Source organism: Lysinibacillus sp. FJAT-14222 (assembly GCF_001278875.1).
GTDB lineage: Bacteria > Bacillota > Bacilli > Bacillales_A > Planococcaceae > Lysinibacillus > Lysinibacillus agricola.
In genome coordinates this window covers 33,749-50,380 of sequence record NZ_LIYL01000038.1, presented here as the reverse complement: position 1 = coordinate 50,380, position 16,632 = coordinate 33,749, and the positions used below count along the sequence as shown (strand labels likewise).

Sequence of the window (16,632 nt, the reverse complement as noted above, 5' to 3'; positions counted from 1 at the left end):
TCTTTGCTATTCCTAACTACGCTGTGCAATGATAAGTTTCAAGCCTTCATAGTCACCTGTAGTCATTGTTCCATTGTCGAATTTATCTAGCCATGACTTATCAATCAGCTTTTTATCAACTGCTTGTTTAATGTGGTCACGTACTGCAGCTTTAGTTGTCTCGTTTGTAAATTGCATTTTATCATCATCCTTTTCTGTTGGTTTATCTAAGCCGTTTTTAATGTCTAGCTTGAATTGTTCTTCTGAAATTCCCATACTCTGCAAATACGAATACGGATCTACATGAGTAGTGCCTCCTAAATTATGTGTAATCCATCGATGTGATTTAATACCGTTGCCTGTTCCATCTAAAATAACAGGAATCCCAGCATCTTTTGCAAGCTTGCGTAACAACCAAATATAAGCCGCATAATCCTTCTTGAACTGTTCTTTGTCAGCTGTACGCGCTAATTCTACTTGTGCATAGCTAAGTGGATTGCCTTTAGGTCCACAACCGTACTGTACACGATTAACTGGTGCAATTTGAACAATGCGACCGCCACCACCTACCCAATGTGAGGTGAATGCCTTTGCTTTATTTCGATTCATATTTGTTATTTCATTTTCTAATGCATTTGGACCACAATTGTTCGGATTGCCTGACTCATGAGCAATAACATATTTAATAGCTTCCAAAGCATAGTTTGGCAATCCTGACATCAAACGTTTTTCGATAGCATAAGTCATTTCCTCACTTCCCCTCTCGACGCATTAAGCCTTTGAAAAACTCAATGAATGGATCCATACTCTTGTCATCATCCGTCAATTTAAAATGATTAAGAATTGAATTAATCTCGCTAAATAAATAGCCCATATACAATACATACAATGCGCTAATTCCTAATGGTGCTGGCATAAGAAGTGCTACAGGAATTGCATACACAAGTACGATAAACAACACTAATTTACGAGCAATACCAAAAATCGCTTTCGCACTACTAAACTTTACTTTTTTATTAAACTTAGCGTTGAGCCAACCAATTGTGAAATCAATCATGTTGGCACTTAAAATTAACGCTAAAATATAAATTAACTTTGAACTATCTGATTCCAAAAAACGTTGTAACCATTCAATCATACTCATTTTCCTCATCCTTCATTTTGGTTTTTTGTATAATAAAAGCCCTCCACAATCATCTGTGGAAGGCATAAAAAATAACGCTAGCTTATGCTGCGTTTACTTGTTTTCGTTATTGAGTAATGTTTTTACATCTTCACGCCATAATAATGGCACTTGGTCAATCGTTCTTAGTGTTAATTTGATTAAATCCCAATATAATTTAGCCATTATAAAACCTCCTTAGTTGCTATTAATTCTGCCAATTCCGCAATAGCTAATTGATTTTCTATTTTGTCTTGTTGCTGTGCCTCTGCTGATTCAGCCAATGCCAACATTAACGTTTTATTTTCTGCTTTTACAGCGTTTAGCTCTTTTTGCAAGTCTTTAATTAGTTGTTCTGGTGACATAGGCGGTAACTCTACGTCGAAATATTTGTAAAATAGTTCCTGGGTATCCGTGTTATAAAACAACTCGGCGCGTTTATCAGGGATATTTTCAGCTTGTGGCACTTCGTCCACTAGAATACCTAGTTTTAATTCTTCCTCTGTTAACAACTCTGGTGCGTGGTGGTATGAAGCAATACGCTTTACATTTGGCTCGTCTGTTTTTTCTAGAAATAAAAATACTTTTCCCATGTTTATATCTCCTTTAGTATTTAACTTTTAGTGTTCTTGAAAATACTGGTGGATTCATCAATAGATTGTAGACAGGTGCGACGAATGCATTTTCTGAAAAACCTAAACATTTTATTGGATAACCAACAGTGTAATTAGTCCTGAACACCTTTTGGGCTTCCAGACTGTAGGAAGTTCCGTTGTTAGTAGCCCTAAATAACACTATAAGAGTGTCAGTCGAGTAAGCAAAATACTCACCTTTCATTGCTAGACCTGTACCATCTTGAACTATCCCAGGTATGGAGTTTACTATAGCTAATGACGTCGAATAATGAGTTAAAACGCCTAATCTATGCAAGACTGACAAACCGCCGAGGTGGTTCGGTGCTATGCCTCCTAGCGAATAAGCTCCGAACGGTGACGTTTTGGCTATAAATTGATAAGCGAATGTAAACGCGTATATACAGTCAGTACTAGCTAGGTAAATAGTAGAACCTGCAGTCTGTATCCAAAGAGGCAATACATCGTTGAATTGCGCCCCAACGTTACTGCTCATTTCTATAAATTTACCATCTATACTGTATTTTGCGATTAAATATATAGTACCTATATAGCCGTACACTAGTACGAATGGCGTGCTGTTGAGATTGTATAGACAAATATCATTAACATAACTCATATTGTAAGACCCTATGGCTTTTTCGTAGCTTATACGCTGACCTGTCAATGCGTTTATTACTTCTAATCCACAACCGTAACCTATCACACCGTCGTAATCTTCATAGCCCATATAAAGTTTGTCGCCAACAACAACCACGCGACCTTTATACTGGTACGCCGAAGCCCTTTGGTAGACCAACTTACCTGTCAGTACTTCCCAACAATAAATCTTACTATCCCTAGTAGTTCCGTAATAAGAAAAGCCGTACTCGACTCCATTGATGGTTGCGACTTCTGATGTGGCAAAGAAGCCTCCGCCAGTTATTCTTTCGGCAACGTTAGTTTGTATATAGTCGCTATCGACTAATGACCGTGCCTTTATTGTCTCACCCACACCATAAGCAACTAAATTCCCTGTTTGTTCGCCTTCGTCATTTGTAAATGTGTAACCTTTTCGCACATGTTGCGGTTGTGCGTTACCAGACCCCCCATCACCCTGTAAGATAAAAGCCCCTTTATCCGCGCTATATCTAAGAGTTAATATAGACCCTGCAATTGCATTTTTTGCTTGTTTCATCTTGCTAGTATAAACGACTTTGTTGACGCCTGTACCTTTAATCTGAATTAAATATTCAGATGCACAACTGGCGTCGATAGTTAGAACCAATCCCATGTTATTTATATATCCAGTAGGTGCGGGGTTAAGTTCCACTATATACGTAACGCCAGTTAGCTTTGTGGTAGCAATAGCAGGATGCTTCACATAATCAACCTTATGCTCAGTAAGTTGTTGATCCGTATACTCTTTGGCATTTGTTTGAACATCACTTACCGTTTGTTTAAGCTCATTAATCGCCCCCGCCAACGTCTTATCATTTGTTTCTAAATCAGGAATCGAAGTTGCACCTTCTTGTAATTCACTGACTGCAGTGTCCAACACGTCCATGTTTTCGTTTAAGTCTGTTATTAAAACATTCTCAATTAAATCAGGCTTCTTTAAATTTAAATTTGGTGTATATTTCATTTGCTCACCCCATCCCATATTCTTATATCGTTCCAAGTTATTTTGCTTACATCTTCCCACGTGCGCTCACTTACAAAGCCCCAAGTGTTGAAAGTATATACATAGTTAAACTGCAAATGGGCTGGAACAATAATATCAATCGCTTGCATAAGACCACTCATATTATTTGGAATGCCCTTTGTACCAATAAATTTAATCTCATATACACCTGGCGTATCCGTTGAATTTACCTCAACATCTCCATTACTGTAAGCAGCTGCAACTAACTTAATTGTTTCTTTTGTTGTTTGGTCAAAGCTTGCTCGACTTCGTGAATTAATTTGCTCTCTGCGTTGGTCATAGCGTAATGAGCTATTTGGTTTAATACCAAGATCACGTTCGTAAATTGGCAAAGCTTCAATAGCTGTGTCCACAAAAAGGTTTCTATCCACTATTTCAAGCTGTTGTTCAGTGTTCCGGAACTCTTTATCCTCAGAACTTAAAATAGCCCTAAAAACAGTTGATTTGCGCTCATACAGCGGTAAATGTTTTACCATATCTGTTAAATAGTCTTTTGTGGAAACAACTATACTTGTAATCATTTCAGTTTGTGTTTGCATGATAATAGGCGACTGAACTACTTTGACACCTTGCGTTTGTAGCTCTGTTATGACTTCATTTTGTGAAGTGCCTGACGTTGCTACAGTTACGCCCTGTGCCTGCAGTTCTGTTTCGGTTATCATTAATGCTAATCTAAAACATTCCCATTGGTGCGCTGATAGCTCTCCCCAGGTAAAGACTGAAACTTGTCCCCATTCTGTTTGTGATAATGCGTGCATAGTTAATCACCTACTTCAATCGGACAATTAGATAGTTTTTAGGGATCTTGTATTGGCTGGACACATCGATGTTCTTTGTAAATTCTGCTTGCGATTTAAACAGCAAATTACCTCCTGTTTTTGCGTCAAAAATGCCGATGTGTGAAATATCTCCCCAGGACTCTGCAGCAATGGGGAATAAAATATCAGCGTTATTCGATGTTTGGCCATCTGTTGGTACTGTAAAGCCTGCAGATTGACGCGAGTAGCTTGCTGCATTCACCTCTGTGTCACCGTTAAACAACGCACCATATACTGTCGCTGTCCTTAAATTGTCAGTTAGAACCTTATCTTTTAAATAGACTGTCATGTGATTCATTCATTTACACCTCCCATAAGTGCCACCGCATCATCAGGAATAACAACATTTGCTGTGGAATCATTAATGAGTAGATCCTGATAATCTAAAACACCACTACTTTCGATAACAAGCGCCCCAATCTTTGCATAACTAACGAAAGAGGATTTGAAGGCTATTTCTTTTAATTGCGTAGTAATATTCTTTTTAATATTGTTTATAACAATTTCCTCAGTGTAGCCAGGCATTAATGTTAAGGAAACTTTTAAATTAAGCTTTAGTGCAACTGCAGACATTACAAGCAAATCCTCAACACCAAATGGCATTTCTACCTCAATGTGATCCCTCACATCTTCCACTAATTCATTCGGTGCAGGTAGTTTATTCGCATCGATCACAACCACTTTCATTGATAATGGGCCGTTGTAGCGTTTAAATATTTTTGCATCTCCTGTACCTGTAACCTCTAAGGCCCATTCACGGTAATGATATTCATTTCCTGATTTACCTGGACGTTGTAACTTATCGTAATACCGTTGGCGTAAATCATCATCTGTTTCCTCGTCATATCCATCCACAACAGAATCAGGGTTGTACACATTGATTAAGCCAGGAATTGACACAGGAAAGTTTTTGATTGTATTGGCTGGCACGTTTCCTATTTGGCCAAACTCGTTACACTGTATTCGAACATGTCCTAATCCACTTTCATTAAGTGTTGCTTCCTCAATTACGGAATATAAAATTGTATCTGTGCCAACTAATTCGCCAGTCTTAACAATTGTTCCAGCTGCACCCGATACAATGACAGTCGTTGTCGCTTGTGTGGCCAACTTTCGACTTTGCCCCGTTCGTTGATATACGGTACGTGTTAATTCATCACCTGTTAACTTTTCGACATCTAATTTATCTTGTACTTCTGCAATCTTCTTTTGCTGATTTGCAAACTCTACAGCTGCAGGTTTTGTTGCATCATAAATAAATTCGCCTTTTGCCTTGTCGTACTCGTCATTAATACCTAACATCATACGATCATGAATGAGTTTTTCATCTTCCACTTTAAGCAGCCACCTCCTTTAACTGTTCATCAATATCAAATGCCCCTTCTACAGTAACGACTCTAAATTTGATCCTCATCCATTTACCATCACGCTCAAATTGCCACTCCTGGACATCCTGAATGTGTGTATGTTCCATCAATGAAGCTGTTACTTCTCGTTTAATTTCTGCCTCGACAAATGCACGTGGCAAGCTAGAACCTATTAAATCAGCAATTGTGACACCATAAGGAATATCTTTATAAATCCTGAAACGAAAGCGCTCAGTCTTTAAAACTTTTAAGATCCATTGCTTCAATGTTTCAAGACCGTGAATTGCAACCATCTTTCCGTTACGTATCACAAAATCCCCTTTATCAAAGTCATATAAAAAAGACTTACCAAGTGGCGGCAAGTCTGTTTCAATGTCCTGTGTATTAAATTCAAGTTCTGCAATCTTAGGTAACATCAAACTTCACCGCCTTATCGATTACAAAATACTGTTGTTCATCAGCTGTCGGTATTAAAATAACTTCATCACCGTTAATTAAGCCTTTGGTAACAACTGTTTCGGTAAATATAAGTTGTTCATTGTCTAAATCAATCGTATCATTTAGCTGTATTAAAGCCACAGGTGGAGGCAAAATTACTTTTCCAGTTGTCATAGATTTTGAAGTGCTTGCATTTGTACCATCTTGGCCACCTTTAATTATCAGGGCCAGTTCAGTTATTGGATCCATTTACTTCACCTCAAAACTCGGTTTCATCGTGTGAATTCCTTTACTTATCGTGTGTAATACATCTTTGATCAAAAATGTACCCTTAATGCCTGTTACTGGCTCCTCTAATTTAAATAGTCGGCCAGCTCTAAAATTATCATCGCCCATTAATTCAACTTCGTTTTCCTCGATAATTTTGGAAAACTGCTTTAATTCATTTTCAGCAATCTGTTTAGCACTTTTCTTCTCATTCTGATCTAGATTAACTACTTTAGTAATTCGACCATATTTCTCAACCATTTTATTATCCGATTTTGTTAAAACAACTTTATCATTGTTGCCTACAACCTGAATTGTGTTGGCCATGTCCACGATGCTGCGTCTTTTAGATGGATTCATAATAGCTGAATGATTGTCGTACTTTGTACCACCTTCATAAAGTTGAAATGTACCTGTTACCACTACATTACTTCGCTTTTCAATGTATAGTTTGCCCTGGCGCATTTCCATTAAATATTTCACGCCTAACGATTTTTCTGCAGTCTCTAAAATGTCTTTAATAATATCACTTACTTTTTTATCGTTATAAATTTGTGATATTGGTTTAGGAATAGATGTGATCTTACCAATTGGAATATTGAAGTCTTTTGCCAGCTTCTTAATACAGGCGTCTGCAGATAGCTTTTTAAATTGATATACAGCTGTGGATTTATTTAGATAAAAGGCATAATCAAATCCAATGTATGCAATTGGAGCAGTCCCACTCTTTACCTCGTCCACAATAATAGCACGCGTGATTTCTTTTCCATTGTTAAGCAAAACAACCATATCGCCTATGTCGCACGGATTCACTGGAAAGTAATTTGTATCATTGAAAGCAATGCTAAAATTAAGTTCATCCCCTAATTCCGCCATGTTACTACGCCAGGTTAAAGTGCCTATCATTGGTGTTATATTCGTCTTGGTACCACCCTTAATCAACCATAATTCATGAGCCATCATTTCACCTTCTTCTTATCAAGATTAATAAACTTAAATTCCGATAGACTGAGACTGTAATAAATATCACCCGAACCATCTTGTGGTCCATAATCAAAGTTTTCGATAGTCATTGCTAAATTAATTGGTGTATTTGTGATAATTAAACGAATAGGGACTCTCTTACCAATCCAAGATTCAATGATTTCAACGTATTCCCAACCTTTATAGGCTCGATTTCGAGAAAAGGGATAATGTTTTGAAGGAAAAAAGCTTTCAATCGTTAGCGACTTCAATCCCCTACGGCCAATTACTTTAATATCACCCTGGTTAATGGTTGTGAATGTTTCATTATTCATCGGGCTAGCTATTTTAAATTCAGATGGCACAATAGGAAGTTGAATAATTTGTTTGCGGTTATTGATACTTAAAAATATATCCATTTTTTTCAACCTCCCTACATATTGGCCAATCTTAATTTTAATAATGGCACCACTTCATTTACCACTTCCATTGCCGTTACACCTTTTGCATTTATATTTTCAATAACAAGTGAAATACCACCATTATTCGAAGGTGTTGCTTGTGATGTATTGCCCGATGGTGCAGGCTTTGCCACTGCAACAGATTTCGGTTGAATCATTTGATCGATGTTATCAATCGTCCCTCCTGCAGCACGGATACGAGCCGCTTGGCGTGCTGGAATTATCATTTCATCTTTATGAATATTAGCAGTCATATCACTCGCAACTTGGTTAGTCCCTACATCAAACGATGGTAAAAAGCTTGCTACTTTCGATGCCGCCCCACTTAGTGTACCGCCAATTGACGACACCCAATCAGGTAACTTAAAACTAGTAATTGCATCTTTAAAACTAACAAACTTTTCGTATAAGCCCTGGAAAAATCCGGTTACAGGTTGGATTTTAGACATCCCCCAGTCATAAATACCACCGAATACCTCCGTCACTTTACCCCACAACTCGCCTGCTTTCTCTTTAACTACATCCCAGTTACGATATAACGCGACACCTGCCGCAACTACTGCAGCAATACCAACAACTACCCAAGTGAGCGGACTGGCTAGCATAGCTGTATTCATAGCCCATTGACCTGCAGTAGCAAGACCCATAGCTGTTTTAAAACTACTAATCATTGACGTTACTGTTGTGACAACTTTCAAAGCCCCCATTCCTGCAGCTACAACGGCTACCGCTGTACTCACACCAATAAGAGTTTCTTTAATTGGCCCCCAATTTTCTCTCACCGTATTACCAAATTCAAAAGCTTTTTCAACAACGCCCTGAATTGCTGGTACAAGTTCATCAGCTTTATCCGCAACACCTTGTAAAAACTCCTGCGCTCCTGCTCCGTTTACAACGTCAGCTATTCCTACCTGCAGTTCACGCCAAGACGAAACTAGCCTATTTTTAAGGCTCCCTTCCACTTTGGCTGATGCGGAATCCGTAGCTCCTTCAAAATCCGACATAGCTTCTTTTGAACCAAGCATTGCATACATAGCCCCTGCCTCGAGGTCTTCCCATTTTGTACCGAAAAGTGATACAGCTAATTGGTTGGCAGTAACCTGGTCATCCATACCTTTCAACTCGCTTGTTACAGCACTTGCAACCTCAGCGACAGTTGCTTCACCCCTATTGAATGATTCCCAAAGATCAAATGTTGATTTACTCATGGCTGAGAATGTTTCATCTGTTGATTTCGAGCCATCTTTAACCCTGATCTGAAACTCTTTCATGACATCATTCACGTAATCTAAATTGTAAACGCCAGCTTTTGAGCCTCTTTCCATGATGCCGAAATATTCTTCCGCGCTATACCCCATATTGCCAAACAAAGATGAATACTCGGCAACATTGTCAAACATCTCATTACTAAAGTTCAAACCACGTTGGCCACCTGCTGTAAAAAGGTCAAACGCCTTTTCTGACGTGATACCGAAAGCTTCCATCATGTTGTTCGCGCCACGTGTGACTTCGTTTACGTCAGAATCAAATGTTTTTGCTAATAACATCGAATTTGAAGTAACTTTACTAATTTCCCCATTATCGATATTACTCATATTTTGTTTGACGCGAGCCAATGCATTTGTTACTTCATCGATGTTTTCTCCGTACCCTTTGCTAAATACTTCTTTTGCTGCACTACCGTATACTTCCATTTGCTCGGCTGTTGCACCAGTTTGGGCTTGCAACGTAGCAAAAGCACTATCCATATCAAAAATGGATTTTGCAACGCCTGCACCTAATGCCGCAACTCCGGCAGCACCTACTGCTCCGACACCCATCGCTACCGTTTTAAATGCCTTGGTAGCACCTTGCCCGAATCGTTGTATCTGATTTCCTACCCTGGTAACACCTCGGCCGAAATCATCTGATCGTTCACTCGCTCGTTTTAAATTGCTAGAAAAATCACGATCTTTCAACGATAAGACTGCAGATATAACCCTTTTTCCCACTTCCTCACCGCCTTTAGCAAAAGAAAAAAGCTAGAACGGTATTGTTGCAATCGCTCCAGCTTTCATACGTTTATCTCTTTCTTCCAACTCTTTATCCAAACTTGCAGTCATGAACAACTTTTCGTCATACTGCAAGTTCAACAGATAATCGAGTGTGTGACCTTTTTGTATATAGTGATGAAGAAAATAAAAATCATCATCACTATCAATTAGTTTTTTATAGCCTTAACCCCGCCTTTTTTATACCCTGCTAATTCAAATGCTATACCTGATAATTGTTCAATTTCACCAGGATCAAATATTTTCACCACAATGTCGGTTGGTAATGTAACACCATATGCTTTCTGTAATTCTGCATCTTTTAAATTTGGTTCAACCATCGTGTTATACACCATGTACGTATCTGCGTCTGTATCATTATTTTCATCGCGAGCCATTTTCATAGTATCTACGCAAAGAGATTTTTCAGGTTTACGTAAAACTACATCAACGCCTAAACGCTCTACAAGTACTTCCTCAGTAACATCATCCTTCACTTGGTACTTTTCTTTTTCCTTAATTAAATCTGTTACTGATAATCGTTTGATTGTTTTTTTAGACATTTATATTTCCTCCGATATATTTATTTAGGCACTAATTAAATCGATTAGATCGTAATCCGCAAAGGCAAATGGTAATTCTTCCGTTCCGACTGTTTTTTGTGCAAATTGCATTAACATGAATTCACTGAAAGTTACTTCTTTAATGGCCATACGTTCAGAACCGAAAGCGTCAGGATCAGCAAGCTTACCTACGATATTTACCTCGGGTACCTTACCCTTTTTAACATCGGCTGCTAATAACTTCGCACCTCGGCTATACACCTTTTTCACTTTTAAAGAACCTTCACCTGTCCAACCTGTCATTTTTTTATGAGTGGCTGGATCTTCTGCCATATTTACATCTTCGTAATCAATAGAAACTTTAGCTTCAAATTCCTCAACATCTAGCCATTTTTCATTGTTTACCCACACGCTACCATATGTGCCATTAATAACGCGATTAGACTTAAACTTTTCCATGTGTTCCCCTCCTTAAATTGTAATATCTAAATCTAAATCCTCCATCGCATCAACAATTTTGACCTTTCCGGCTAAAAATACATTGCGCTTAAAAGTTCTTTCTTTGACTTTTTGATCGTCCCAATCGGATGTATCGACACCTATTTTCTCCCATGCAGCACGCTGTTTTTTCACATTTACTTCTGCTAAGTTATCAAATTTAGGATCTAGTATTTCTTGCCCCCCTAACCCTGCATAATAAACATTTACAGACTGTATAAATAGAACCTGGTTATCGTAGCTATTGATTAATTTACCGACATAATATTTATCAAAGGTTGTACGAATATCATCTTTAATCAGGTCTTGCACTTCCATGATTCGAATTGATTTAAAGTCTTCCGTTTTTACCCCTATAAGTGTCGTTAAACTATTTACACCTCGTCCAATTTTAATAACCTCACTATCATTGATAAGAATAAGTTCACCATTATCAACAGCTTCGTCAGGATCTTCTATTTCTGTAATAGCATCGATTTCGTTCAACTCGTAATAAGTAGATGATCGAGTAAATGGCAACCCCGCTAAAATGCCTGCAATACGACATGTGTATTCAGCTGTCGTGTACTCTTTTTCACCCACTCTAATTCCGCCTGTTGTGAAGTTAATAATCCCTTCATGATCCGCCTTACAGTTAGGTAGTACAGCTTTAACAGTCTTTTTCTGGCCACGTTTGGATTTGATCCAAGAAGCTGTGGTTATTGTTTCCTTATCTCCAATACTTGGTATAGCCAAGTAATTAAAGCGTTTATTATTTAACCGTATCAATGCATCAGTGTAATCGGCTGCAGTTGATGGCAAACGTTCAATAATTACTTTGCCAGGTGTACCCTTAAACGTTAATTGAATATAATCTAAGTTTGTTGGAGACCATCCATCTGTTGGCACATCCTCAATGTTTTTATAAATCACTGTATCAGCTGTTTGCACATCATCTTTTAAAATTAAAGCTACAATTCCTAGCTGACTACGTTTGATAACATTCTCAGCTTTACCTATAAACTCAATATTAATTTGCGGTAGGCCCATTATTTAATCCCCTTCCTCATCATCCAATTCGCCCATAAGCTCAATTGGATGTTTTTCATACCAATCTTTACCGTTGTTAATTTCATCCTCGATGTTGATTCCTGACTCACGTCCATCAAAGAATTGAAGATCAAATTCAAACTGCAGCACGCCATCTATTTCATCAAAATTCGGTTCGTTTATACCTAAATGGCGATCCTCAACAGTGAATTTCAAGTCGAATAAATCGCCTAACTTTTCTTGAACATCTAACAATTCAACGGAGTTATCAATTTCATCTGCAGGGAAATAAAAAATGCGAACCGTACAAGACTTTTCAACTTGTGTTAAATAGCCCTCTCGCCTCACATTATCTAATTCCACTTTGAATGATGGCCTAGTAAAGCCCTCGTTCGCTGATTTACTTGAAACATCTATATCAAAATTCGATAGCAATTTCTTATTAATTGTCGTTTTAATTTGTTTAAAAGTAATCATAGTTTCGCCTTCTTCAACAGGTCATCAAGCCATTTTACTGTTTCAATTTCTACATCACCTGAGGCTTCAAATTCTCTCATGCCCTTGTCCAATGGTTTTTTACCTGGCACAAAATCACCTGTTTTATTGCCTTCGTGGTCTACCATCCAGTGGCCATCCTCCACCAAGTGTGCGTGAGGTGATGAATTATAAACACGTACAACTAATTCGCCGTGATAACCGACAAAGACTTTACCACGTTTCCACTTTTTGTGGTATGTTCCTGTCTTCTTTTTTACAAGACTGCGAGATTTTTTAGCCACAGTTGTTCTTGCTTTTGAGCCAATTTTACGCATCAATTTTGGGGCCTCATTTGGAAGACTTTTTGTTGCTGTATTATATAAATCTCTTTGAAAGTCAGTTAAACCGTTCATTTGAATGCTCACTTCAACACCTCCTGGACAAAGATTTCAAGCGTCTCATTCTTAAAATAAGGATTAAGAATATATTTGATTTCAAACTCATGACCCTTATAACCAATACGCATATCCTTTGTAATGTCTTTACTAGCGTTGTAACGAACAATGATTTTATGCGTGACATTCGTTAGTACTGTGTCAGCAACTTGTTTTTGTAGCGAGCCTGTTTGTGGAATGATCGCCGCCCATATTTTTTTAACAGGTAGAAATTTATAAATTGTTTCTTCTAATTCATTTTTTGCCTTTTGATTAGTGAAAATTTCAATTCTGTGTCTTAAATCTCCAGGATTCATAATGCTCACCTCAAAGTAAATTAATAGAGTGCATATCTAAAATAGATTGAACAACTTTATTTACATTGTTATCTTTCACTGTAAAGATACGGTTTTCATACATTTCATTCGCAAGCACAAATACAGCTATAGAAACATCTTCTTTTGTATCTAGTTGTTCATCCGATAACCCTGTATAGCCTTTTATATAAGCCTTTACAGCGGATAGAATAAGTGTAAAAGTTGAAAGGACTTCTGTATCCGTTTCATCTTCTCTCGCATATTTAGCCAGCTCACCTGGCGTAATTTCACTAACCTGCATCAGTTTTCACCTGCTTTTTTGTAACAACTTCCTCTACGTGGCCAGCCTGTAACAAGTCCTCTGCAGCTTCTTTAGACAACACTTTAACTTCATCTTTAGACATTGTGACGCTACCCGAAAAGCTTACAAGTGCTTTTACTTTCATCCTGTCACCTCCAATAAAAGAAGCGTAGAGTTTAGCCCCTACGCTGATTTCATAACTAATTTAGAGATTTTTTGTTCATTTTCAATCTTTGAATCAATTTCAATCCAACCAACAACACCAATTGCGTGTTGAGTAGCATACTTTTCGCGTAGAATTTCAATCGAAACATTCTCAGAAAGTTTTACTGCAAGGCCCGACATATCACCATAGTAAATTGCTGTTTTCCCTGCTTCCATTCCGGACATATTATCCGATGTATAAACATCTTTACCTAGTAAAGTATATCCCCAACGAGCTGTAGCATCTTTGTTTAATAGGTAGTTGCCTTGTCCATCTTTCAATTTTCGAATAGCTTTACGTGTAGTTTTATTCATAATCCAAATAGCATTGCCCTGGAAAGCGTCAGGTACTTCTTCTTGAACATCAATTAATTCATCTGCTGTTAATACTGTTGCGGCTGCTGCAGTTACAGATTGCTTAACCGTTGATAGGCCTGTAATTTTATTTTGTGTCCCATTTAATAATTGGTTTTCAATCCATTTTGCGATTGATTCAGCCATTTTCCCCACAACAAATGAAACAAGATCAAATTGAGAATTATTAACGAGTGACTTAGACACTTTACTTAATGCACCTGCTAAGAAACCTTTTAACTCAATTGATGTGAATTTTCCACTTGTAGATTCTAATTCCACAAATTCATCTGCATAAGCCATTTCAATTGTTCCTGCAGATTCATCATAATAAGGAATACTTAATGAACCACCGATATTATAGCGAGTTGCTAATTGATAAATCGGTGAAATATCATATACCTTTTGAATGATTTTGTTTGCAATACTGGAAGGAATTACGGCACCGTTTGCCCCTACAGTTAAATTAACATCTGCTCGTTCCTCCACTACCCCACGAATGTAATTTTCAAAAGCACGCGTTTCAGATTCTTCTAGAGTACGTTTTTCAGCTTGTTTAGCAGGTTCTTTTTTATCTAAAGAACGTGCTTCATCCAATGCAGCGATTGTTTTATCAAGCCCAGCGATTTCTTTTTTGACTTCATCAAAACGAGTTGATTCTTGGTCAGTTAGTGCGCGTGTTTCTTCTTTGGCACCCTTTAGTAAATTGTCCATTTCATCTAATAAGTTGTTGCGCTGCTCAACTAGTGATGGCATAGATCGCGTTTCAATAAATTTCTTAATACCTTTTTTCATGTTAGTTTCCACCTTTCAATTTTAAAAGCTCAATTTCTTTTTCATACAATGAGTAATCAATATCTTTTTTAGAACGTGTTTCTTCTGAGCGATTTTCAATTTCGGCTTTAAAATCTGCACCGCGAGTTTCAGAAATTGCTTGTTCCTCTCCGCGTGCTTCAATTGAAGTAGCAACATAAGCTGGCGTTTTATCTAAAATAGACACCTCTAATAGTTCGATGTCCTCTAATGTGCGTTTCTGAATGCCGTCTTCTCCGTCTTCCCATGATGGTTTGTTATCGACAAAGCCAAATGACCACCCTTTCAGCTTGCCGTCTTTCGCCTTTTGAATAATATCTTCATCAGATACATGAGCAATAGCACGTAAACCGATGTTATCCTCATAGAGTCGCAAATTGCCCTCTTGTAATGACCCAAGCTTACGGTTTTTGTCGTGATTGAATAATAAATCCACATTTTCAGCCTTATCCAAAGCTCTTTCGAACGTTTTGGCACGAATTTTTTCTTTAAATCGTCCTCTTGGTGAAGGTAAAACACGACTTTCACGCTCTACAGCATTTACATAGCCATCTAGCAACACTTGATTTTCTCTAATTTCAATCCTCAACTTCTTCACCTCCCTTCTCGGATACTTGGCCACCATCTGAAATATCAGCTGTTTTATTCGTGTTTGGTGTGTAAATCGTCCGTGTTTTTGGATCATACAAGACATCTTGCAAGCCTAACTTAATGAAATCTAACCCCAGCGGCGGCAGATCTTCTGAATAACGAACTTCATCTACTTGCATCCAACCATTTTTAACAGCAATTTCATAAGCTTTAAAACGTTTTTCAATATCACCTTTAACAAGCTCTTTCATATCGAAAGCAAAATAAAAAGACTGCTCTTTTTCCGATGGAAGAAGCAAGTCCTTGTTCAATGCCGTTTCAATTGCTCGAATAATCGGCAGTATGCAATTTTTAATAAAGTTTGTATGCACTTCTTCATTGGCTGATCCATCCAAAATGCTATCAGGTACTTTGAAAAGTTTATTTATTTCGCTTGAATTGGTCTTTTTGTTTTCATTCAGCTGCATTTCAACCGATGTGCTCGACGCCTCTTTGAAATCTAAGCCATTATTTAATACAACAATATTCTCTGTATTGTTCTTGTATAAATTGTTCCAGGCTGTTTTTAATTCCGTAATTGCATCCTTTGACAATCGGCCCAATGACTTTAAGAAACCTTTTTTATTACCGCCAGTCCTAACAAGCGAATCCTCATAAACTAGCGTATTGTACGCTACAGATAAAATTTTATTGTGATCCTTAATGATGCCATTACCTGTTACACCGTCTTTTGAATTTCGAGCGATCTTTATAAATTCAAATTCACGATAATTCACTCCATTAACGGAAATATCATAGCTTTTAAATATCGGATCAATACCAACTAGCACCGATACATTTCGATTTTCTACATAGTGAAGACTTTCGACATTGTTTCTTCTTCGGTTGATATATGCATACCCTGCACCCTCCAACAAGTAATCAGTTACTAGGGCCTTTTTAAATTGGAAGCCATCTAGCGTGTCGTGTGTCTCGTCATTAAGCAAAATAATTCGTCTATCTTCTTCCATTTCATCAACTTTACCGCTGGTTTCTTTGTGCAATTTGATAGGTAAAGTTGCAATAATGTCCGAAATCAAATCTACACAGGTGCCAACACTAGGTATACTTAGCGCTTCTTCCTTTGTTAAAACTGCACTTGTTAAACCTGCTTGCAGCAACAATTCATCCATTCCACTTTCACGAAACTCCTGAATACATCTATAATCACGCCATTCACGCCACTCTTTTATTAATCCCACAATCTCACC

General features: G+C 37.8%; 24 protein-coding genes. All 24 read right to left on the bottom strand.

Translation table 11 applies throughout. From position 1 onward, the window contains the following. Window positions 1-12: 12 nt before the first annotated feature. Entirely contained in the window at window positions 13-726 is a 714-nt protein-coding gene (locus tag AN161_RS16305; protein ID WP_053595404.1) for an N-acetylmuramoyl-L-alanine amidase, read from the bottom strand. A 4-nt stretch (window positions 727-730) separates the two neighbouring features. Then, window positions 731-1,123 (bottom strand): phage holin family protein, encoded by a 393-nt coding sequence (locus tag AN161_RS16300; protein ID WP_053595403.1) that lies wholly within the window; start codon window positions 1,121-1,123, stop codon window positions 731-733. 93 nt (window positions 1,124-1,216) lie between these two features. Continuing rightward, the gene (locus tag AN161_RS31095; protein WP_277815957.1) at window positions 1,217-1,327 is read right to left on the bottom strand and encodes a CD1375 family protein; all 111 of its coding nucleotides are present in this window, start codon (window positions 1,325-1,327) and stop codon (window positions 1,217-1,219) included. After that, on the bottom strand, window positions 1,327-1,734 hold the full coding sequence (locus AN161_RS16295; RefSeq protein ID WP_053595402.1) for a hypothetical protein: 408 nt from the start codon (window positions 1,732-1,734) through the stop codon (window positions 1,327-1,329). The genes AN161_RS31095 and AN161_RS16295 overlap by 1 nt, the downstream gene beginning before the upstream one ends. 13 nt (window positions 1,735-1,747) lie before the next feature. Next, complete coding sequence (locus tag AN161_RS16290) at window positions 1,748-3,397, bottom strand: hypothetical protein (protein ID WP_053595401.1); 1,650 nt, start codon at window positions 3,395-3,397, stop codon at window positions 1,748-1,750. Continuing rightward, window positions 3,394-4,215: a putative phage tail protein gene (locus AN161_RS16285; RefSeq protein ID WP_053595400.1), complete on the bottom strand. Its 822-nt coding sequence runs from the start codon at window positions 4,213-4,215 to the stop codon at window positions 3,394-3,396. Before AN161_RS16285 ends, AN161_RS16290 begins: the two co-directional genes overlap by 4 nt. A gap of 10 nt (window positions 4,216-4,225) precedes the next feature. Further along, on the bottom strand, window positions 4,226-4,573 hold the full coding sequence (locus tag AN161_RS16280) for a hypothetical protein (protein WP_053595399.1): 348 nt from the start codon (window positions 4,571-4,573) through the stop codon (window positions 4,226-4,228). Beyond that, window positions 4,570-5,610: a baseplate J/gp47 family protein gene (locus tag AN161_RS16275; protein ID WP_082340144.1), complete on the bottom strand. Its 1,041-nt coding sequence runs from the start codon at window positions 5,608-5,610 to the stop codon at window positions 4,570-4,572. The genes AN161_RS16280 and AN161_RS16275 overlap by 4 nt, the downstream gene beginning before the upstream one ends. 1 nt (window position 5,611) lies before the next feature. Continuing rightward, window positions 5,612-6,058: a DUF2634 domain-containing protein gene (locus tag AN161_RS16270; RefSeq protein WP_053595398.1), complete on the bottom strand. Its 447-nt coding sequence runs from the start codon at window positions 6,056-6,058 to the stop codon at window positions 5,612-5,614. Further along, entirely contained in the window at window positions 6,048-6,329 is a 282-nt protein-coding gene (locus tag AN161_RS16265) for a DUF2577 family protein (RefSeq protein ID WP_053595397.1), read from the bottom strand. The genes AN161_RS16270 and AN161_RS16265 overlap by 11 nt, the downstream gene beginning before the upstream one ends. Further along, complete coding sequence (locus AN161_RS16260; RefSeq protein WP_143114857.1) at window positions 6,330-7,310, bottom strand: hypothetical protein; 981 nt, start codon at window positions 7,308-7,310, stop codon at window positions 6,330-6,332. Then, a complete protein-coding gene (locus AN161_RS16255) occupies window positions 7,307-7,729 on the bottom strand; it encodes a hypothetical protein (RefSeq protein ID WP_053595395.1) in 423 nt (140 codons plus the stop codon). Before AN161_RS16255 ends, AN161_RS16260 begins: the two co-directional genes overlap by 4 nt. 14 nt (window positions 7,730-7,743) lie before the next feature. Continuing rightward, window positions 7,744-9,762 carry a phage tail tape measure protein gene (locus tag AN161_RS16250; RefSeq protein WP_053595394.1) on the bottom strand — a complete coding sequence of 673 codons (2,019 nt, stop codon included), beginning with the start codon at window positions 9,760-9,762 and terminating at the stop codon, window positions 7,744-7,746. A gap of 209 nt (window positions 9,763-9,971) precedes the next feature. After that, window positions 9,972-10,364 carry a hypothetical protein gene (locus AN161_RS16245; protein ID WP_053595393.1) on the bottom strand — a complete coding sequence of 131 codons (393 nt, stop codon included), beginning with the start codon at window positions 10,362-10,364 and terminating at the stop codon, window positions 9,972-9,974. Window positions 10,365-10,388: 24 nt separating this feature from the next. Next, window positions 10,389-10,823, bottom strand: coding sequence for a phage tail tube protein (locus AN161_RS16240; protein WP_053595392.1), 435 nt, complete (start codon window positions 10,821-10,823; stop codon window positions 10,389-10,391). Window positions 10,824-10,835: 12 nt separating this feature from the next. Continuing rightward, window positions 10,836-11,891, bottom strand: a complete 1,056-nt coding sequence (locus tag AN161_RS16235; RefSeq protein WP_053595391.1) for a phage tail sheath subtilisin-like domain-containing protein — start codon at window positions 11,889-11,891, stop codon at window positions 10,836-10,838. Window positions 11,892-11,894: 3 nt separating this feature from the next. Then, entirely contained in the window at window positions 11,895-12,368 is a 474-nt protein-coding gene (locus tag AN161_RS16230) for a DUF6838 family protein (RefSeq protein ID WP_053595390.1), read from the bottom strand. Beyond that, complete coding sequence (locus AN161_RS16225) at window positions 12,365-12,793, bottom strand: HK97 gp10 family phage protein (protein WP_053595389.1); 429 nt, start codon at window positions 12,791-12,793, stop codon at window positions 12,365-12,367. Before AN161_RS16225 ends, AN161_RS16230 begins: the two co-directional genes overlap by 4 nt. After that, window positions 12,790-13,119, bottom strand: coding sequence for a phage head closure protein (locus AN161_RS16220; RefSeq protein ID WP_053595388.1), 330 nt, complete (start codon window positions 13,117-13,119; stop codon window positions 12,790-12,792). The genes AN161_RS16225 and AN161_RS16220 overlap by 4 nt, the downstream gene beginning before the upstream one ends. Before the next feature lie 10 nt (window positions 13,120-13,129). Further along, a complete protein-coding gene (locus tag AN161_RS16215) occupies window positions 13,130-13,420 on the bottom strand; it encodes a head-tail connector protein (RefSeq protein ID WP_053595387.1) in 291 nt (96 codons plus the stop codon). Next, window positions 13,410-13,565, bottom strand: a complete 156-nt coding sequence (locus tag AN161_RS29750) for a hypothetical protein (RefSeq protein ID WP_158003040.1) — start codon at window positions 13,563-13,565, stop codon at window positions 13,410-13,412. Before AN161_RS29750 ends, AN161_RS16215 begins: the two co-directional genes overlap by 11 nt. A gap of 38 nt (window positions 13,566-13,603) precedes the next feature. Beyond that, window positions 13,604-14,773, bottom strand: coding sequence for a phage major capsid protein (locus AN161_RS16210; RefSeq protein WP_053595386.1), 1,170 nt, complete (start codon window positions 14,771-14,773; stop codon window positions 13,604-13,606). Between the two features lies 1 nt (window position 14,774). Then, window positions 14,775-15,380 (bottom strand): HK97 family phage prohead protease, encoded by a 606-nt coding sequence (locus AN161_RS16205; RefSeq protein ID WP_053595385.1) that lies wholly within the window; start codon window positions 15,378-15,380, stop codon window positions 14,775-14,777. Continuing rightward, a complete protein-coding gene (locus AN161_RS16200; protein WP_053595384.1) occupies window positions 15,370-16,623 on the bottom strand; it encodes a phage portal protein in 1,254 nt (417 codons plus the stop codon). Before AN161_RS16200 ends, AN161_RS16205 begins: the two co-directional genes overlap by 11 nt. Window positions 16,624-16,632 lie beyond the last annotated feature (9 nt).